Source organism: Roseateles paludis (assembly GCF_039872745.1).
GTDB classification, from domain to species: domain Bacteria; phylum Pseudomonadota; class Gammaproteobacteria; order Burkholderiales; family Burkholderiaceae_C; genus Pelomonas; species Pelomonas paludis.
In genome coordinates, this window is the sequence record NZ_JBDPZD010000002.1 from 1,137,164 (window position 1) to 1,153,695 (window position 16,532).

12 protein-coding genes are annotated in these 16,532 nt (G+C 66.3%); 6 read left to right on the forward strand and 6 right to left on the reverse strand.

What is annotated here, in order from left to right; translation table 11 throughout:
* Positions 1–2: 2 nt before the first annotated feature.
* Together ABDJ85_RS11040 and ABDJ85_RS11045 are read right to left on the reverse strand one after the other, a co-directional pair.
* Positions 3–698, reverse strand: coding sequence for an ABC transporter ATP-binding protein (locus tag ABDJ85_RS11040; protein ID WP_347704810.1), 696 nt, complete (start codon positions 696–698; stop codon positions 3–5).
* Positions 699–761: 63 nt separating this feature from the next.
* Complete coding sequence (locus tag ABDJ85_RS11045; RefSeq protein ID WP_347704811.1) at positions 762–2,039, reverse strand: efflux RND transporter periplasmic adaptor subunit; 1,278 nt, start codon at positions 2,037–2,039, stop codon at positions 762–764.
* 272 nt (positions 2,040–2,311) lie between these two features.
* On the opposite strand from ABDJ85_RS11045, the gene ABDJ85_RS11050 reads away from it, so the two are divergent.
* Positions 2,312–3,715 carry a glycoside hydrolase family 43 protein gene (locus ABDJ85_RS11050; RefSeq protein WP_347704812.1) on the forward strand — a complete coding sequence of 468 codons (1,404 nt, stop codon included), beginning with the start codon at positions 2,312–2,314 and terminating at the stop codon, positions 3,713–3,715.
* Positions 3,716–4,519: 804 nt separating this feature from the next.
* Here the strand turns inward: ABDJ85_RS11050 and ABDJ85_RS11055 are convergent.
* Positions 4,520–5,896 (reverse strand): family 43 glycosylhydrolase, encoded by a 1,377-nt coding sequence (locus ABDJ85_RS11055; protein WP_347704813.1) that lies wholly within the window; start codon positions 5,894–5,896, stop codon positions 4,520–4,522.
* Between the two features lie 257 nt (positions 5,897–6,153).
* On the opposite strand from ABDJ85_RS11055, the gene ABDJ85_RS11060 reads away from it, so the two are divergent.
* Positions 6,154–6,654 carry an AAA family ATPase gene (locus tag ABDJ85_RS11060; RefSeq protein WP_347704814.1) on the forward strand — a complete coding sequence of 167 codons (501 nt, stop codon included), beginning with the start codon at positions 6,154–6,156 and terminating at the stop codon, positions 6,652–6,654.
* 138 nt (positions 6,655–6,792) lie between these two features.
* On the opposite strand, the gene yicI is transcribed toward ABDJ85_RS11060, so the two are convergent.
* From yicI to ABDJ85_RS11075, 3 genes are read right to left on the reverse strand one after another with little or no spacing between them, the layout of a single operon-like run.
* The gene (gene yicI / locus ABDJ85_RS11065; protein ID WP_347704815.1) at positions 6,793–9,072 is read right to left on the reverse strand and encodes an alpha-xylosidase; all 2,280 of its coding nucleotides are present in this window, start codon (positions 9,070–9,072) and stop codon (positions 6,793–6,795) included.
* A gap of 26 nt (positions 9,073–9,098) precedes the next feature.
* Complete coding sequence (locus ABDJ85_RS11070) at positions 9,099–10,649, reverse strand: tryptophan halogenase family protein (protein ID WP_347704816.1); 1,551 nt, start codon at positions 10,647–10,649, stop codon at positions 9,099–9,101.
* 22 nt (positions 10,650–10,671) lie between these two features.
* On the reverse strand, positions 10,672–11,937 hold the full coding sequence (locus ABDJ85_RS11075; protein ID WP_347704817.1) for a glycoside hydrolase family 27 protein: 1,266 nt from the start codon (positions 11,935–11,937) through the stop codon (positions 10,672–10,674).
* A gap of 219 nt (positions 11,938–12,156) precedes the next feature.
* Here ABDJ85_RS11075 and ABDJ85_RS11080 point away from each other — a divergent pair, with 219 nt between their 5' ends.
* From ABDJ85_RS11080 to ABDJ85_RS11095, 4 genes are all read left to right on the forward strand, one after another.
* Positions 12,157–13,122, forward strand: a complete 966-nt coding sequence (locus ABDJ85_RS11080) for a LysR substrate-binding domain-containing protein (protein ID WP_347704818.1) — start codon at positions 12,157–12,159, stop codon at positions 13,120–13,122.
* Between the two features lie 158 nt (positions 13,123–13,280).
* Positions 13,281–14,465, forward strand: coding sequence for a galactonate dehydratase (gene dgoD, locus ABDJ85_RS11085; protein WP_347704819.1), 1,185 nt, complete (start codon positions 13,281–13,283; stop codon positions 14,463–14,465).
* Positions 14,462–15,472, forward strand: a complete 1,011-nt coding sequence (locus ABDJ85_RS11090; protein WP_347704820.1) for a 2-dehydro-3-deoxygalactonokinase — start codon at positions 14,462–14,464, stop codon at positions 15,470–15,472. Before dgoD ends, ABDJ85_RS11090 begins: the two co-directional genes overlap by 4 nt.
* 4 nt (positions 15,473–15,476) lie before the next feature.
* Positions 15,477–16,112 carry a 2-dehydro-3-deoxy-6-phosphogalactonate aldolase gene (locus ABDJ85_RS11095; RefSeq protein WP_347704821.1) on the forward strand — a complete coding sequence of 212 codons (636 nt, stop codon included), beginning with the start codon at positions 15,477–15,479 and terminating at the stop codon, positions 16,110–16,112.
* Positions 16,113–16,532: the final 420 nt, after the last annotated feature.

Sequence of the window (16,532 nt, forward strand, 5' to 3'; positions counted from 1 at the left end):
TCTCAAGCGGGTGTCGCCAGCGTCAGCTCGGCCTTCAGGTCAACGACCTGGCCGTCAATGACGTGCACATTGCGCTGGGCGCGCGCCGCGAGCTGCGGGTCGTGCGTGACCATCACGATGGTGGCGCCGTCGCGGTGCAGCTCTTCCAGCAGCTCCATGACGCTGCGCGCCATGGCGCTGTCGAGGTTGCCGGTGGGTTCGTCGGCCAGCAGCAGGCGCGGCTCACCGGCCAGCGCGCGGGCGATGGCCACACGCTGCTGCTGGCCGCCGGACAGCTCCGCCGGATAGTGCTTGGCGCGGGCGGACAAGCCCACGCGGGCCAGCGATTCGGCCGCGCGCTTCTTGCGCTCGGCGGCGCTGAAGCCGCGGTAGCGCAGCGGCACCTCGATGTTGTCGAGTACGTTGAGGTCAGGGATCAGGTTGAAGGCCTGAAAGATGAAGCCTATCTTCTGATTGCGGATGCGTGAGCGCTCGGCGTCGTCCATGCGGCTCACGTCAATGCCGTCGAGCTTGTAGGTGCCCGCGCTGAAGGCTTCGAGCAGTCCGGCGATGGTCAGGAAGGTTGTCTTGCCCGAGCCGGACGGTCCGGTCACGGCGACGAATTCGCCTTCGTTCACGGTCAGGTTGAAGTCGCGCAGGGCGTAGGTCTCGACCATTTCGGTGCGGTAGACCTTGCGGAGTTTTTCCATCTGGAGCATGGGGTCAGGGTCCTGTCTGAGTGATGACTGGTGCGAGGGTGAGGGTGTCAAGCATGGGCAAGCTCAGTCCGCGACAAGCACGCGATCCGCGCCCTTGAAGTTGTCGGCGCCCGAGATCACGACGCGATCGCCAAGCCGCAGCCCCGCGAGCACCTCGACCCGCTCCAGGGAGCGTGCGCCCAGCTTCACCGCCCGCTTCTCCGCCACGCCGTCTCGCACCACATAGGCATAGCTGCCACCGCTCTCGTCAACGAAGCTGCCTCTGGCTACCGACAGCACTTGCTCGCGCCGATCGAGCAAGACGCGCACCGACAAGCGCTGGTTCTGCCGCAACTGCTCTGGCTGTGCGTCTGCAAATCGCAGCCGTGCGCTCACTTCCCCGTTGACGACTTCGGGTGACACCGAACTGACCTCGCCCTTCCAGCGCTGCCCATTGCCACTGATTTCCCCGGGCATGCCGGGCTGCAACTCGCGCGCGAAGCTCTCGGCCACCTGCATCTGGACTTCCAGGGCCGACAGGTCGATGACCGACAGCAGCCTGGCATCGCGCGCCACATTGGTTCGGTCGGCGATGAAGAGCTGGCCCACCTGCCCGTCCACCGGTGAGCGCACTTGCAGCTCGGCCACCTGGCGCTCCAGATCGGCCACCAGCAGCTGCTGGCGCGCCAGCGCGCTCTGCTTGGCCTGCACGTCAAGCCTGAGGCTGTCCGTCTTCAAGCCGCGCATCGACTGGGCCTGGTCGAGCGCCAGCTTGGCCTTGGCCAGCGTGTCTTGCGCGCGCTCCACCTGCATGCGCGCTGTGGCACCCGCCTCAAGGGCCTGGGTTTGGCGGGCGAGGTCGTTCTGCGCGGTCTGCTGGTCGATGCGGGCGTTCTCGAAAGCGCTTTGCAGCGCAGCGGCCTGCTGCCTGGCTTCCACCTCGGCCCGGGCGAGTTCTGCACGCGCTGCATCGACGTTGCTCCTCTCCTGCGCAAGGCGGTTGGTCAGCTCGGGCGAGTCAACACGCGCCAGCACCTGGCCGCGCTTGACCGGATCTCCGGCCTTCACCAGCAGCGTGACGCTGCCGCCACCTTGGGCGAAGAGCGTCGGGCTTTGCGCGGCGACGACACGGCCCTCGCCGGCCACGTCGCGCGTCAGCGGCGCCATGCCGACGGTGGCCAGAGAGAGCCGCGAGACGCTAACGGCCGCGTTGGACGTCAGCATCTGCTGGATCCGACCACCGCCCAGCAGCCCGAGCAGAAGCAGTGCCCCCACCAGGCCTGCGACGAGCAGGCGCGTGCGCCGGGGTTTGGGCGGGAGCGGGCGGTCCTGCTCGGAGGTGTCGCGGATGCCGATGTTCATGCCCTGGTAAGCGCAAGGGGCATGCCAGCAGAAGGGCCTCCATGAATCAATGACTTGGCGCGGCAGCGGGTGTCCGCGGACAACCAACGGACAACTGGACGATGCCTCGATCGGCAATGCCTGGGCGGCATGCCTGGCCAAACGGTCGATGGCTCGGGACGACGTCTCTGAGCCTGCATGGCTGCCCGCGTGCATTTCATCGTGCACGGTGGCGTTCGCAGGGTCATTACTCGCTAGGCTGCTGCGCTCATCAGCTTCTGTCATTCGCTGCCATGCCTACACGCTTCGTCGCCTCAGCCGCGCGCCTGCTGCTCGCGCTTGCCGCCCATCTCGGCTTGGCCATGCAGCCTGCGCGGGCCGAGAACCCCATCATCCAAACCCACTTCACGGCCGACCCCGCGCCGATGGTGCACAAGGGCGTGGTCTACCTCTACACCAGCCATGACGAGGACGACGCACAGGGCTTCAAGATGCGCGACTGGCGGCTCTACACCTCGACCGATCTGTCCAACTGGACGGACAAGGGCGTTGTCGCCTCGCTCGCCACCTTCCCCTGGGCCGTGCAGGACAACGACGCCTGGGCGCCGCAGGTGGTGGAGCGCAAGGGCAAGTTCTATCTCTACGTGCCCATCAGCGTGGCGGGCTGGCCCAAGAACGTCATCGCGGTGGCGGTGGCCGACCGACCCGAAGGCCCGTTCAAGGACGCACTCGGCAAGCCGCTGATCGACAAGGCCGATGGCTATATCGACCCCACCGTCTTCGTTGATGACGACGGCCAGGCCTACCTCTACTGGGGCAACCCCAAGCTTTGGTACGTGAAGCTCAACGAGGACATGGTCTCTTATTCAGGCCCCATCCAGCAGATCAAGGACACCCCGCGCGACTATCAGGAGGGCCCCTGGTTCTACAAGCGCCAAGGCAAGTACTACATGGCCTATGCGTCCACCTGCTGCCCCGAGGGCATCGGCTACGCGATGAGCGACAAGCCCACCGGCCCCTGGGTCTACCAAGGGCATGTGATGGACCACAACGCCAATGCCACCGGCAACCACCCCGGCATCATTGACTACGAGGGCGCGAGCTATGTGTTCGGCTTCAACTACGAGCTGAGCTTTGCCGACAGCCCCCTGCACCGCGAACGCCGCTCGGTCACCATCGCCAAGCTGGAGTACGAGCCCGACGGCCGCATCAAGCAACTGCCCTGGTGGGACAAGACCGGCGTGGCGCCGCTGAAGCCGCTCGACCCCTACCGCCGCGTCGAGGCCGAAACCATCGCCTGGACCAGCCGCATCAAGCGCGACCGCGACCGCCCGTTTGACTGGGCCCCAGGCATCAAGACCGCGCACAGCAGCCAGGTCGGCATGCACGTCACCCGCATCACCGACCTCAGCTACATCAAGGTCAACCGCGTCGACTTCGGCACCCAGGGCGCCAGCCGCTTCACGGCCAACGTCGCCGCTGGTAGCGACGGCGGCAAGATCGAACTGCGCCTCGACCGCCTCGACGGCCCGCACCTCGGCACCCTCACCGTGTCCGGCACCGGCGGCTGGGAACGCTGGCAAACGCAGAGCGTGCCCGTGTCAGGCGCGACGGGCACGCACGACCTCTACCTGGTGTTCCGCGGCAAGGGCGAGGCGCCGCTATTCAACTTCGACCATTGGGTATTCAGCCGCTGAAGCCGACTTCGCCGAGGGAATTAAGGCGGGGATGCACACCGGGCAGGGAGGCGCGGGCAGGCTGGTGTCGGTGGGCACTGAACGCTTGAGACCTGAACCCGAATTCAGGCGCGTCAAGGTGCCGAACCGAAGGCCTTGAACCTGATGGGTGACTGGTGTGCTGCGGCGCAACCACTATTCGAGAACCAAGTGCGCGCTGAGTCCGGCGACGGGAATGCAGTCTTGAGGAAATGCCTGGGTGCGCTCTTGCGGTGCAGGGGCCTTTGTTTGCAACTTGACGGGGCGGCAAATGGGTGCTCCCGATTTCCCGTCCCCATCTCAAAAGTCACCTATTAAAGAATGGCATCAGGACAAATATAGCAACGCCTGCGAGGAGGAGTGACGAGAAGGTTCCATCTCTAAATGCAACCAACCCAACGAATTCCGCCACCCACAACGCTGACACACTTATGCAAATTGTGAACAATGACACCACGCCATTCCAATTCCGCCAAAGCAATCTGTCTAATATCCAACCCACGAAATTACGCACCACTTTCCACTCCGTTGCAAGCTCTATTTCAAGTCGTGCCCATGAGGTATCCAGGAATTCTGGCCAAGCCATCAAATACTAAGTCACACCCCCAAATTCGCACTCACCAGCCGTTTAAACCTCGTAGAGCGGGTCATTGACCCGCGCATGAATGGAAAGGGCCTGCCCACTCACAGAATGGCGGGTTACGCTGGTGGCGCAGCCCTCCTGACACATCTGCTGTGAACTGCGAAGCCGCGATGTCGGAGTGCTGATGTTGCCATGGGGCAGCTCTATCTGAAACTGACCCAATCCACCTCGACCGCCTGACCACCGGCTTGAGTGATCACGATGTCGTGCACGCCGTTCGGAACCTTCGTGGCTGCAGCGCTCGACAGTTTCCAATCCGCTGCCTTGTCGATCTTCACGCGGCCGAGCAGGGGGCCGTCTTCGCTATCCAGACGGATTTCGAGCGTGCTGCCGGCGCCGGACTTGGCGCGGACCTTGATGGCTTTCTGGGCGCCTTTTCCAAAGTCAACCTCATTGAACCGGACCCAGGACTTGGCGGTGCCGAAAGTGGTTTTCCAGCCGGCATGCGGATTGGCATCGTCCAGGAATGTGATGGCCACACCGCCGGCGCTCTTCGCGCTGTAGCGGTCAATTTGAATCTCGCTCTTGGCGTCCACCAAGCCCACACCGCGCAGCGTCGGGATCACTTTCCGGATGCTGCCGTCTGGATTGAAGAACAGCTTGTCGGCACGAATTGCCCGGTTCTTGTCGAAACCGGGCGACAAATCCTTGTCGTGATAGAAGAGATAAGACTGGCCTTGCCAATCGAGTATGGAATGGTGCACGGTCCAGCAGCCACTGTCAGCTTCATCGAGAATCACCCCGGCTTGCTTGAACGGCCCCATGGGTGAGCTGCTCATCGCATATTCAAGCCGTTCGATCTTGTTTTCGACGTGCGGGTAGGTGAGGTAATAGATGCCATTGCGCTCAAGAGCAAAAGGCCCCTCAAGCAAGCCTTTGGTCGGCAGGTTGTCAATGACCATGGGCTCGCCCTCGATCTCGGTCATATTGGGCTTGAGCTTGGCAACATAAATCTTGCCTGCGGAGTAATACAGATAGGCCGTGCCGTCCTTGTCGATCAAGACATTGGGGTCAATACCTCGCACGCCTTGGATGTAATTGGGCAGGGGTTTGAAGGGGCCATAGGGCTTGTCGGCCACGGCGACGCCAATTCTGAATTCGGGACGCTTCTTCTCGTTGGAGCCCTCGGATTTTTCCTCAGGCTTGGCAATGGCTGGAAAGTAGAAATAGTATTTCCCGTCCTTGAATACGCAATCCGGCGCCCACATCGCATAGGCCGTGGGGTCCGCCCACTCCACACCAGTTTGCGAGACGATCATGCCGTGGTCTTTCCAATCCGTGAGATTGTCGGATGAGAAGACGTGATAGTCCTCCATCACAAACCAGTCGGGTTTTCCTTTGTAGCCCGGTGGCGCCTTGATGTCGTGCGAGGGGTAGACGTATATCTTGCCCTCGAAAACCCGTGCCGTTGGATCGGCCGTGAATTGATCCATGATCAAAGGGTTGGCCGCAAACGCGGGCTGGATATTCATGAATCCAGCAAAACCCAGGACAAATAATTGGCGCAGAGACAGCTTCATGGTCGTCGATCAAATCCTCAATCGTGGGAGCGGGCGATTAGACGCTGGCCGCTGGGGTGGCGCAATTCCGTTTTTGTGATGGCTCGCCCGAGCAAGGAATGCTTTCGCTTGGCGCTTTCAAGCAGCCAGTCAGGGCGCCAGCCACGGGGCAGGCGCTGCGCCACGGCACAGCGACCCGGACACGACAGTGGCACCATGCGCTCTGACTGGCGATCACGCTGGCGCGAATCAATCCGTTCCTGTCCCCGGAGATCGACATGCCCAAGCTCGACAAAAGCACCACGCGCAGCGAAGCACTCACCGTGCCGTCGAGTCGCACGGCCCTGTTGCGCAACCTGAGCGCAGCACGCGCAGGCACCGTGATCCTGACGACCGCCTCCGGGATGAGCCGGCAGGCGGCTGCCGAGGCGGTGGCCCGCGAAATGGGGCGGCCTCTCGTGAGCCTGGAGCTGGGCAAACTGGCCAGCCAGTACATCGGCGAGACCGAGAAGAACTTGGATCGCGCTCTCGCGGCGGCCGAGGCCGGCGGCGCCGTGCTGTTCTTTGATGAGGCCGACGCTTTGTTCGGCACGCGCAGCGAGGTCAAGGACAGCCACGACCGCTACGCGAACATCGAGACCAACTATCTGCTGCAGAAGCTGGAAGCCTACGGCGGCGTCGTCCTACTCGCCTCTTCGGGCCGGCAGTGCCTGGATCCCGCATGCCTGAGCCGGCTTCGCAACGTCGTTGATTTGGCCTGGCCCGCCAAGGGCCGGTAATTCAGCCCGAGAGGGTGGCGACAGCGGCATGAAGGCCTGCGGTCCCCGCGTGGGCGTTGGGGCTGGCGCAGCCGTCAAGAAAGGCAAACAGGGCGCCCCCCTTGCGGTAGGCGCCCTGCGAAGCAAAGGCGAGGAGGCTCAGGCGTCGAAGCTGAGGCTCCCGCCGCTGGCCAGCACGCTGCTGCGCTGCTCGCCGACCTGCAGGCTCCACTGCCGCAGGGCGCCCTCGCTGACCGTCGCGGTGTAGCGCGAGCCGGCGCGCACCACGCGCCCACGGGCGGCGATGCTGCCATCCAGGGCCGGGACCACGAAGTCGGCGCTGGCGCCATCGGCCAACTCGAAGACGCGCAGCGTGACGCCGTGGGCGAAGTCGTAGTCGGGCCGCAGGTCGGTGTCGCCCCAGGGGATGACGCTGCCGGGCGCGACGTAGAGCGGCATGCTCAGGAAGTCATGCGTCTCCTTGTGCCAGCGGCCACCGGCGCGCTTTTGCCCAGAGAGCAGGTGCGTCCAGGCTCCGCCATCAGGGCCGGGCAGGTAGAAGTCCACCTCGCCGCTTTCGGTGAAGACGGGCGCCACCAGCAGCGGGCTGCCGAGGTGGTACTGGCGGTCGAGCGTGACGCAGGCGGGGTCCTGCGGGTGCTCGATGACCATGGCCCGCATGACGGGCACGCCGGTCTGCGTGGCCTCGATGGCGACGCCGAAGAGGTAGGGCATGAGACGGTGCTTGAGCCGGGTGAAGGCGCGCAGCACGTCGCAGCTCTCTTCGTCCACCAGCCATGGCACCCGGTAGCTGCTGGAGCCATGCAGGCGGCTGTGCGAGGACATCAGGCCGAACTGGATCCAGCGCTTGTAGAGGGCTGGCGGCGGCTTGCCCTCGAAGCCGCCGATGTCGTGGCTCCAGAAGGCGAAGCCGCAGGCGGTAAGCGAGAGGCCACCGCGCAGGCTCTCGGCCATGGACTCGAAGTTGCTCCAGCAGTCGCCGCCCCAGTGCACGGGGAAGCGCTGGCCACTGGCGTAGGTGGAGCGCGCAAAGACGACGGCCTCGTCGCCCTTGACCTCTTGCATGACCTTGAAGACGGCCTCGTTGTACTGCAGCGCGTAGAGGTTGTGCATCTCGACGGGGTCGGAGCCGTCGTGATAGACGACGCCATCCACCGGGATGCGCTCGCCGAAGTCGGTCTTGAAGCAGTCCACGCCCATGGCCATCAAGCGGCGCAGGTGGCCTTGGTACCAAGCGGTGGCGGCGGGGTTGGTGAAGTCGACGATGCCCATGCCGGGCTGCCAGAGGTCGGTCTGCCAAGTCTGGCCATTGGGCCGCTTGAGCAGATAGCCCTTGGCGGCAGCTTCAGCAAACAGCGGCGACTTCTGGGCGATGTAAGGATTAATCCAGAGCGAAATTTTGAGACCCTTGGCGCGCAAGCGCGCCAGCATGGCCTCGGGCTCCGGGAAGCCCTTGGGGTTCCACTCAAAGTCGCACCACTGGAACTCGCGCATCCAGAAGCAGTCGAAGTGGAAGACGGCCAGCGGCATGTCGCGGCGCGCCATCTCGTCGATGAAGTGGGTGACGGTGGCTTCGTCGTACTGCGTGGTGAACGAGGTGGTGAGCCAGAGGCCAAAGGTCCAGGCCGGCGGCAGGGGCGAGCGGCCCGTCAGCGCGGTGAGGCGCCCAATCACGTCCTTGGGTGTGGGGCCGGCGAACACGCAGTAGTCGAGGCTCTCGCCCTCGCGGCTGAACTGCACGCGGGTGGTCTTCTCGGAGGCGACCTCGAAGGACACGGGGCCGGCTTCGTTCACCAGCACGCCATAGCCACGGCTCGACAGGTAGAAGGGCACGCTCTTGTAGGCCTGCTCGCAGGCGGTGCCGCCGTCCTTGTTGACGTTCTCGACGATCTGGCCGTTCTTGACCCAGGGCGTGAAGCGCTCGCCCAGGCCGTAGATGGACTCGCCCACTTGCAGCAGCAGTTGTTCGTGGACGTGATTGCCCTTGGCTCCCCATTGGATGTAGCCCAGCGAGCGCCAGTCGCTCTTGGTGAGGATGCGGCTGCCCTCGCGGAAGACCAGGCTCCAGCCCTCACCCTTCTTGACGTCCACCGACAAGGCGCCCGAAGTGAGCGTCATGTGGGTGTCGGTCTCGGTGATCTGCACGGCCGGCTTGGTGGCGCCGACCATGGGGATGTGCAGGCGAGCGCCTTCGCTGTGGCTGTAGTGCTCACAGCTCACGCGCACCACGCCCTCGATGGGCGAAGACAGCACCACGGTGAGCGTGGGGCCCTGCAGGGTGTCGCCCCGGTGCTTGATGGGACGCGAGGTGGCGAGGATGACGATGCGGTCGTCTTGGGCGTCGACGGTGTAGGCCTCGGAGGCGTAGTGGGCGGTGACGCCGGGCTGTAGCAGCCACTGCCCGTCAGTGAATTTCATAGGGTCGTCCGGGTTTGCAAAATGGTTCAGGCCTTGGCCATGGGGGAATCAGCGCGCACATTGGCGCGGATGAAGTCGGCATGCGTGGGCATGGCCGCCACCGTCTGGGCGATGGAGGCGCGCACACGCGCAAAGTGGGCGAGCAGCTCGCGCGGGTCGATGACAGTGACCATGGGGTCATAGGCCTCGGGTTGGATGCCCAGGCCCAGCATCAGCGACTGCCACGAGGGCTCCTGGAAGCCATCGGGGTCGTACACGGCCACGCGGCCGCTGCGGCGGAACAGCTCGATCTGGTGCGCCAGGCGCTCGGGGATGGCCATGCCGGAGACGTGGCGCCAAAACTCGGTGTCGCGGCGCTGCGTGAGCTTGTAGTGCAGGATGATGAAGTCGCGGATGGACTCGTACTGCGTGCTCATGCGGCGGTTGAATTCATCGGCCAGCACCGGGGCGCAATCCGTCTCGGGGAAGAACTGGATGATGCGGCCCACGGCGTCCATGATGAGCTGGATGCTGGTCGATTCGAGCGGCTCCAGGAAGCCGCTGGACAGGCCCACCGCGATCACGTTCTTGCGCCAGCACTCGCGCCGCACGCCGGTGGTGAACTTGATGAGGCGGGGGCTGTCGAGGGCCTCGCTGTCCAGGCCCGCGATCAGCTGGCGGCCGGCTTCTTCGTCGCTGATGAAGCCGCTGCAATAGACATGGCCATTGCCGGTGCGGTGCTGCAGCGGGATGCGCCACTGCCAGCCTGCCGTGCGGGCGGTGGAGGTGGTGTAGGGCGTCAGCGGCTCCACGCGCTTGCTGGGCACGGCCTGGGCGCGGTTGACGGGCAGCCAGTGGCTCCAGTCCTCGAAGGGCACCTGCATGGTGTCGCCGATCAAGAGCGCGCGCATGCCGCTGCAATCGATGAAGAGGTCGCCCTCGACGCGGCGGCCATCCTTGAGCGTGACGCCGGTGACGAAGCCATCCTCGGGCCGCTGGTGGACTTCGGTGATGGTGCCTTCGATGCGCTGGGCGCCATGCCCCATCGCGTACTCGCGCAGGTAGGCGGCATAGAGCCCAGCGTCGAAGTGGAAGGCGTAGGAGTAGGCGTTGGTGGGCGCAGCTGCTTCGCCCGTGGGCGGCGTGAAGCGCATCTGCCGCGCCATCACGCTGGAGGTGGACCAGTCCTCGTAGGGTGGCATGTTCTCCGCCACCGCACGCAGGTGCAGCCAGTACTGGATGGACGAGAGGTTGTTGATGGCGGGGCCAAAGTCCCCAAAGCCATGGAAGAAGCGTTCGCCGACCTGCTTCCAGTCCTTGAACTCGATGCCGACCTTGAAGCTGGCCTGGGTGCGTTTGATGAAGTCGGCGCCGTCCAGCCCCAGGGTCGCGTTGTAGGCGCGGATGGTGGGCAGCGTAGCCTCGCCGACGCCGATGGTGCCGATCTCGGGCGACTCGATCAGCACGACCTCGGTGGGCGGGCCGCCGTCCACCGGCAGTTGGCGGGAGAACTTCTGCGCCAGCGGCGCAGCCGTCATCCAGCCGGCGGTGCCGCCGCCGACGATGACAACTCTGCGGATGCGTTGGGGAGTGCTCATGCCGCGCAGGTTAGCGCCTCGCTCAGTGGGGGGCTTTGAGACGCAGCATGAAGACGTCCTGCGCCGGCAGCTCGCGCTTGATGGCCGCGCCACTGACACCCAGGTCCTTGCCGGCCCACAGGTCGCGCAGTTGGTAGCGGGTGGCCACGGCGTCCAGGCTGCGCTTGGAGAGCTCGTCGGTCAGGCGCAGCTGGGTCCAGTCGAGGGTGACGGCGCGGGCCTCCTTGTTGCGGTTGAAGAGCATCACGGCCCAGTCACCGCCGGCCAGGGGCTTGACCCAGGTCTCGATACCGTCCTTGGCACTGTGACGCAGGCCCTGCACGCCGAGCGCGTCTTGGTTGATGGCGATGACCTCGCGCTGGGTCAGCACGGCCTTGACGGCATCCGGCATCTTGCGCAGGTCGTTGCCAGCAATCAGCGGCGCAGCCAGCATCGCCCAGAGGGCGAAGTGGGCGCGGTCCTGGTTGGGGGTCAGGCCGTTGCCCACCTCCAGCATGTCGGGGTCGTTCCAGTGGCCGGGGCCAGCGTATTGGCGCAGGCCGTCCTGCATGTCCAGGATCTGCACCACGCCCCAGGCCTTCCAGTCGCCATGGTTGACGACGCAGTCGAAGCAGGCGGTGATGTCGCCCGTGGTGCGCCACAAATGGCCGATCTTCTGGCCCCAGAGCCAGGGCTTCTGGTTGCCCCACTCGCACAGGCTGAAGACGATGGGCCGGCCGGCCTTGCGCAGCGCGGCACTCATGGTCTGGTAGGCGCCCTCGGCGTTCAGGCCCTCGGTGTTGCACCAGTCGTACTTCAGGTAGTCGATGCCCCATTCGGCATAGGTCTGGGCGTCCTGGAATTCATAGCCCCGGCTGCCGGGGCGGCCACCGCAGGTCTTCCAGCCGGCGTCGGAGTAGATGCCGACCTTGAGGCCCTTGCTGTGGATGTAGTCGGCCAGCGCCTTCATGCCATTGGGGAAGCGTTTGGCGTCCACCTGGATGAAGCCGCGCGCGTCGCGCTCGCCGTGCCAGCAGTCGTCGATGTTGATGTACTGGTAGCCGGCGTCCTTCATGCCGGTGGCGACCATGGCGTCGGCCGTCTCGCGGATCAGCTGCTCGGAGACGTCGCACTGGAACTTGTTCCAGCTGTTCCAGCCCATGGGCGGCGTCAGGGCCAGGCCCTCGGCCTTGTGCCAGGCCGGGGGGGCGGTGGCCACGGGCGCGGCCTGGGCGTGCGCCGCAGAAGGTGCGGACAGCAGCGCAGACAGCAGCAGGCCCAGCAGGGCCGCAGCCCAGGTCGTTTTCATGGCGGGTGTCTCCAGTGGTCGGGGCCAGGTCCCGGCATGGGCGCGGGGCAGGCTGGGGCGGTGTGACCGCTTGAACAAACAGGCGGCGGGACGCTCTTGAAAATCAATATACCTGGGGGGTTCCCGGGTTATCAATGCGGGCGCCCACCCCTGGCAAACCCATCTGGCCCCATTTATTGGGTGAGCGACACTTTGGCCCCCCGTCGTTCGCCGCTTGCCATGTCCGACCCCCGCACCAACCGTTTTGTTCGCTCGCACGTGAAGACGCGGCACCTGGTGCTGCTGGTGGAGCTGGGCCGCCACCGCTCCATCCTGCGCGCTGCCCAGGCCGCCAACCTGACGCAGCCCGCCGCCTCCAAGCTGCTGGCCGAGCTGGAGCATGCGCTCGGGGTAACGCTGTTTGAGCGCCTGCCACGCGGAGTGCAACCCACGCGCTATGGCGAGGTGCTGATCCGCCGCGCCGGCGCCGCGCTGGCCGAGCTGAGTGCCGCCCATCAGGAGGTAGCTGAGCTGGCCGACGGGCTGAGCGGCCGCATCTCGCTGGGCACGGTGATGACGCCGGCCATTGGCCTCGTGCCCGAGGCGGTGCTCAAGCTCAAGCAGGCCCATGCGCGGGTGCAGGTCAGCATCACGGTGGACACGAGTAAGGCCTTGATCCAGCAACTGCGCGAGGGCCGGCATGACATCGTGGTCAGCCGCATCCTGGACAGCGAATCGGCCGCCGAGCTGAACTTCGAGCCGCTGACCGACGAGCCGCACAGCCTGATCGTGCGGGCCGGCCACCCGCTGCTCAAGCGCAGCGCCCTGGCCCTGCCCGACCTGGCCGCCCAGGCCTGGGTCATGCCCTCGCCCGGCAGCATCCTGCGTGACCGCCTGACGGCGCTCTTCCTCTCCCAGGGCGTGCCCGAGCCGCTGGAGATCGTCGAGACCACCGCCGTGCCCTGCATCACCCAGCTGCTGCTGGCCAGCGACATGGTGACGGCCCTGCCCCCTGAGCTGGTGCAGGAGCAACTGGACGCCGGCCACCTGGCCACGCTGCCGCTGGAGCTGGGCCTGCGCATGGACCTCTATGGCATCGTCACCCGCAAGCACCACCAGCTGGCCCCCGGGCCCGCCGTGCTGCTGGACCTGCTGCGCGAAGGCGGCCGCCAACGCTACGGCGCGGCCTATACGAAGCTCGGATAGCTCGCTCGAAACAAACCATAGACCTGCGCGCCACAGGCTGGGCGGCGCAGGTCGCGCTATGCGAAGCCGGGATAGCTGACGCAAAACATTGCATAGAGGGCCCGCGGGGCGCCCTCTTAAGCTGGCGAGGGCCTGTTAACTCGCGACCCATTCCCGTAGTGTTAACAGGCCCTAGCCACCGCATCCGCTGCCCCATGAAGATCACCAAGCTCTCCACCTTCCGCGTCGCGCCGCGCTGGATGTTCCTCAAGGTTGAAACCGACGAAGGCATCGACGGCTGGGGCGAGCCCGTGGTGGAAGGCAAATCGCTGAGCACCGAGGCTGCCGTGCACGAGTTCGCGCCCTACCTCGTGGGGCAGGACCCGATGCGCATCAACGACCTCTGGCAGGTCATGTACCGCGGCGGCTTCTACCGCGGCGGGCCCACCTTGATGAGCGCCATCGCCGGCATTGACCAGGCGCTGTGGGACATCAAGGGCAAGGCCCTGGGCGTGCCCGTCTACCAGCTGCTGGGCGGCCTGGTGCGCGACAAGATGAAGGTCTATTCCTGGGTCGGCGGCGACCGGCCCTCGGACGTGATCCGCGACATCAAGCGCCTGCACGAGCGGGGGTTCGACACCTTCAAGATGAATGGCAGCGTCGAGATGGGCCCGCTCGACAACAGCGCCAAGGTGGACGCCGCCATTGCCCGCATCGCCGAGATCCGCGAGGCCTTTGGCAACACCATCGAGTTCGGCATCGACTTCCATGGCCGCATCGGCCTGCCCATGGCCAAGACCATGCTGCGCGAGCTGGAGCCGCACCGGCCGCTGTTCGTCGAGGAACCCGTGCTGGCCGAGCAGGACGAGCACTACGCGCGCCTCGCGCAGCACACCAGCATCCCGCTGGCCGCCGGTGAGCGCATGTACTCGCGCTTCGAGTTCAAGCGCGTGTTTGAGGCCGGCGGCCTGGCCATCGTGCAGCCCGACCCTTCGCATGCCGGCGGCATCAGCGAGTGCCTCAAGATTGCCGCCATGGCCGAGGCCTACGACGTGGCCCTGGCGCCGCACTGCCCGCTGGGCCCGGTGGCGCTGGCCGCCTGCTTGCACCTGGACTTCGTCTCGCACAACGCGGTGCTGCAAGAGCAAAGCATCGGCATCCACTACAACCAGGGCGTCGAGCCGCTGGACTACGTGCTCAACCCCGAGGACTTCGTGATCCAGGACGGCTACATGCTGCCCTTCACCAAGCCGGGGCTCGGCGTGGTGATGAACGAGGCGCATATCCGCGAAGCCAGCCTGCGGGCACCCGACTGGCGCAACCCGCTGTGGCGCCACGAGGACGGCAGCGTCGCCGAGTGGTGACCCTGGCGGCCCGGCCCGCCGGGATGCACGGCGACGCAGCCCTGATCGGCCTGGACTGGGGCAGCAGCCGGCTGCGCGCCGCCCTGCTGGCGGCCGATGGCACGGTGCTGGAGGCCCGCCACGCGGACGCAGGCGCCTCCACGCTGCGCGGCGGCGCCACCGCCTTCTCGATGGCCCTGACGGCCCTGATCGGCGACTGGCATGTGGGCCCCAGCGGCGTCCTGCTGCCCGTGCTGGCCTGCGGCATGGCGGGCAGCCAGCATGGCTGGCGCGAGGCGCCCTACCTGCCCTGCCCGGCCGACGCTGCCGCCCTGGTCGCCGCCAGCGTGCGGGTGGACTGGCAAGGCCAGGCCGTGCACCTGCTGCCTGGCCTGTGCTGCACCCTGGCCGGGCAAGCGCCTGATGTGATGCGCGGCGAAGAAACCCAGGCTTTGGGTGCGCTCAGCGCGGCCAGAACGCTGCGCGCTTCGAGCGTGCTCGTCATGCCCGGCACCCACTCGAAGTGGGCGTGGGTCCGGCAAGGCCAGATCCAGGGCTTTGCCACCCACATGACGGGCGAGCTCTTTGCCGTGCTCAGCCAGCACTCGGTGCTGGGGCGGCTGCTGCCCCAGGAGATGGACTGGAGCGCTCCAGCCCCTGACCATGACCACGCTCCTAGCTGCCAGGCCGCCTTCGCCGAGGGCGTGCGCGCAGCCTGGCAGGACGACGGCGGCGGCCTGCTGCACCAGCTCTTTGCCGTGCGCACGCGCGGCCTGATCGACCAGTGGCCCGGCGCCGCGCTGCGCGAGCTGCTGTCGGGCCTGCTGCTGGGCCATGAACTGCGTGCCGGCCTGGCCTGGCGCCGCCAGCACGCGGCAGACGCGCCGCTGGCCCTGGTCGGCGAGGAGGCCCTGACGGCCCGCTACGCCCAGGCGCTGGCCCTGTGCGCCCCTGACGTGGCATTGCAGCCCGTGCCCGATCCAGCGCAATGCGTGTGGCGCGCCCTGGCCTCCTTCGTTGCACACTGAGTCCATGCCCACCCCCGCCTGCCCTGCCTTCGACGCCGCCTGGGCGGCCTTGCCCCTGGTGGCCATCCTGCGCGGCGTGCGGCCCGACGAAGCGGCCGACATCGGGCAGGCTCTGTATGCCGAGGGCTTCAGGCTCATCGAGGTGCCCGTCAACTCGCCCGAGGCCCTGGCCTCGGTGGAGGCACTGCATGCGGCGCTGCCACCGGATGCCGTGCTGGGCGCAGGCACCGTGCTGGACGCCGCGCTGCTGGCCCCGCTGCGCGCGGCTGGGGCGCGCCTGGTGGTGATGCCGCACACCGCGCCGGGCTTGATCCGCGCCGCCCGTGACGCAGGGCTGGTGTGCATCCCGGGCGCCGCCACGCCCAGCGAGGTCTTCGCGGCGCTGGAGGCCGGGGCTGACACGGTCAAGCTCTTCCCGGCCGAGTTGGTGAGCCCCGCCGTGGTGAAGGCCTTGCGGGCCGTGCTGCCCGCCAGCGTGCGCCTGCTGCCCGTGGGCGGCATCACGCCGGCCAGCATGGCGGCCTACCGGGCGGCGGGCGCCGATGGCTTTGGTCTCGGCGGGGCGCTCTACCGGCCCGGGCAAAACGCGACCGAAATTGCCCGCCAGGCGCGCGAATTCGTGTCCGCCTGGCGCGGCTGAATCGGCCGGCCAAGGCACCGCGCAGCAAGCCTCGCGCAAGCGTTAGCGCTCCCACTTTTGGTCGCGGGCTTCAGGCCCTAGGGATCACCATGAGACGGCGCGACGGCAGCGCAACGCTATTCAAGATTCGTATGGATTGGGCGAAAAGCGCGATTGGTCGGGCATGTCGCAAATCGATAACTTTGCCGCACGAGAACGCCCGTCAAGAGCGGCCCACCTCGGTAAGCCAGCCTTCCGCCTGACGCGGATTGATTTGATGTAGCGGTACATCCTTCATACCGATGGATCGCCATGATGTAGCGGTACATCCGCCCCATCGCCCCCCTTTGGCAAGCCAGCCCCAGGCCCACGTGCGCCCGCGCCCGAGAGACCCCCCGGCTCTCGGCGCCTTTCCATTCCTAGCTAGGAGACATCAGATGA

What these genes read in the sequence shown, in the direction of transcription:
- ABDJ85_RS11075 (WP_347704817.1), bottom strand. Translation starts at nt 11,937, where the DNA reads ATGAAAACGACCTGGGCTGCGGCCCTGCTGGGCCTGCTGCTGTCTGCG.
- yicI (WP_347704815.1), bottom strand. Translation starts at nt 9,072, where the DNA reads ATGAAATTCACTGACGGGCAGTGGCTGCTACAGCCCGGCGTCACCGCC.
- ABDJ85_RS11070 (WP_347704816.1), bottom strand. Translation starts at nt 10,649, where the DNA reads ATGAGCACTCCCCAACGCATCCGCAGAGTTGTCATCGTCGGCGGCGGC.
- ABDJ85_RS11080 (WP_347704818.1), top strand. Translation starts at nt 12,157, where the DNA reads ATGTCCGACCCCCGCACCAACCGTTTTGTTCGCTCGCACGTGAAGACG.
- ABDJ85_RS11055 (WP_347704813.1), bottom strand. Translation starts at nt 5,896, where the DNA reads ATGAAGCTGTCTCTGCGCCAATTATTTGTCCTGGGTTTTGCTGGATTC.
- ABDJ85_RS11095 (WP_347704821.1), top strand. Translation starts at nt 15,477, where the DNA reads ATGCCCACCCCCGCCTGCCCTGCCTTCGACGCCGCCTGGGCGGCCTTG.
- ABDJ85_RS11060 (WP_347704814.1), top strand. Translation starts at nt 6,154, where the DNA reads ATGCCCAAGCTCGACAAAAGCACCACGCGCAGCGAAGCACTCACCGTG.
- ABDJ85_RS11050 (WP_347704812.1), top strand. Translation starts at nt 2,312, where the DNA reads ATGCCTACACGCTTCGTCGCCTCAGCCGCGCGCCTGCTGCTCGCGCTT.
- ABDJ85_RS11040 (WP_347704810.1), bottom strand. Translation starts at nt 698, where the DNA reads ATGCTCCAGATGGAAAAACTCCGCAAGGTCTACCGCACCGAAATGGTC.
- ABDJ85_RS11045 (WP_347704811.1), bottom strand. Translation starts at nt 2,039, where the DNA reads ATGAACATCGGCATCCGCGACACCTCCGAGCAGGACCGCCCGCTCCCG.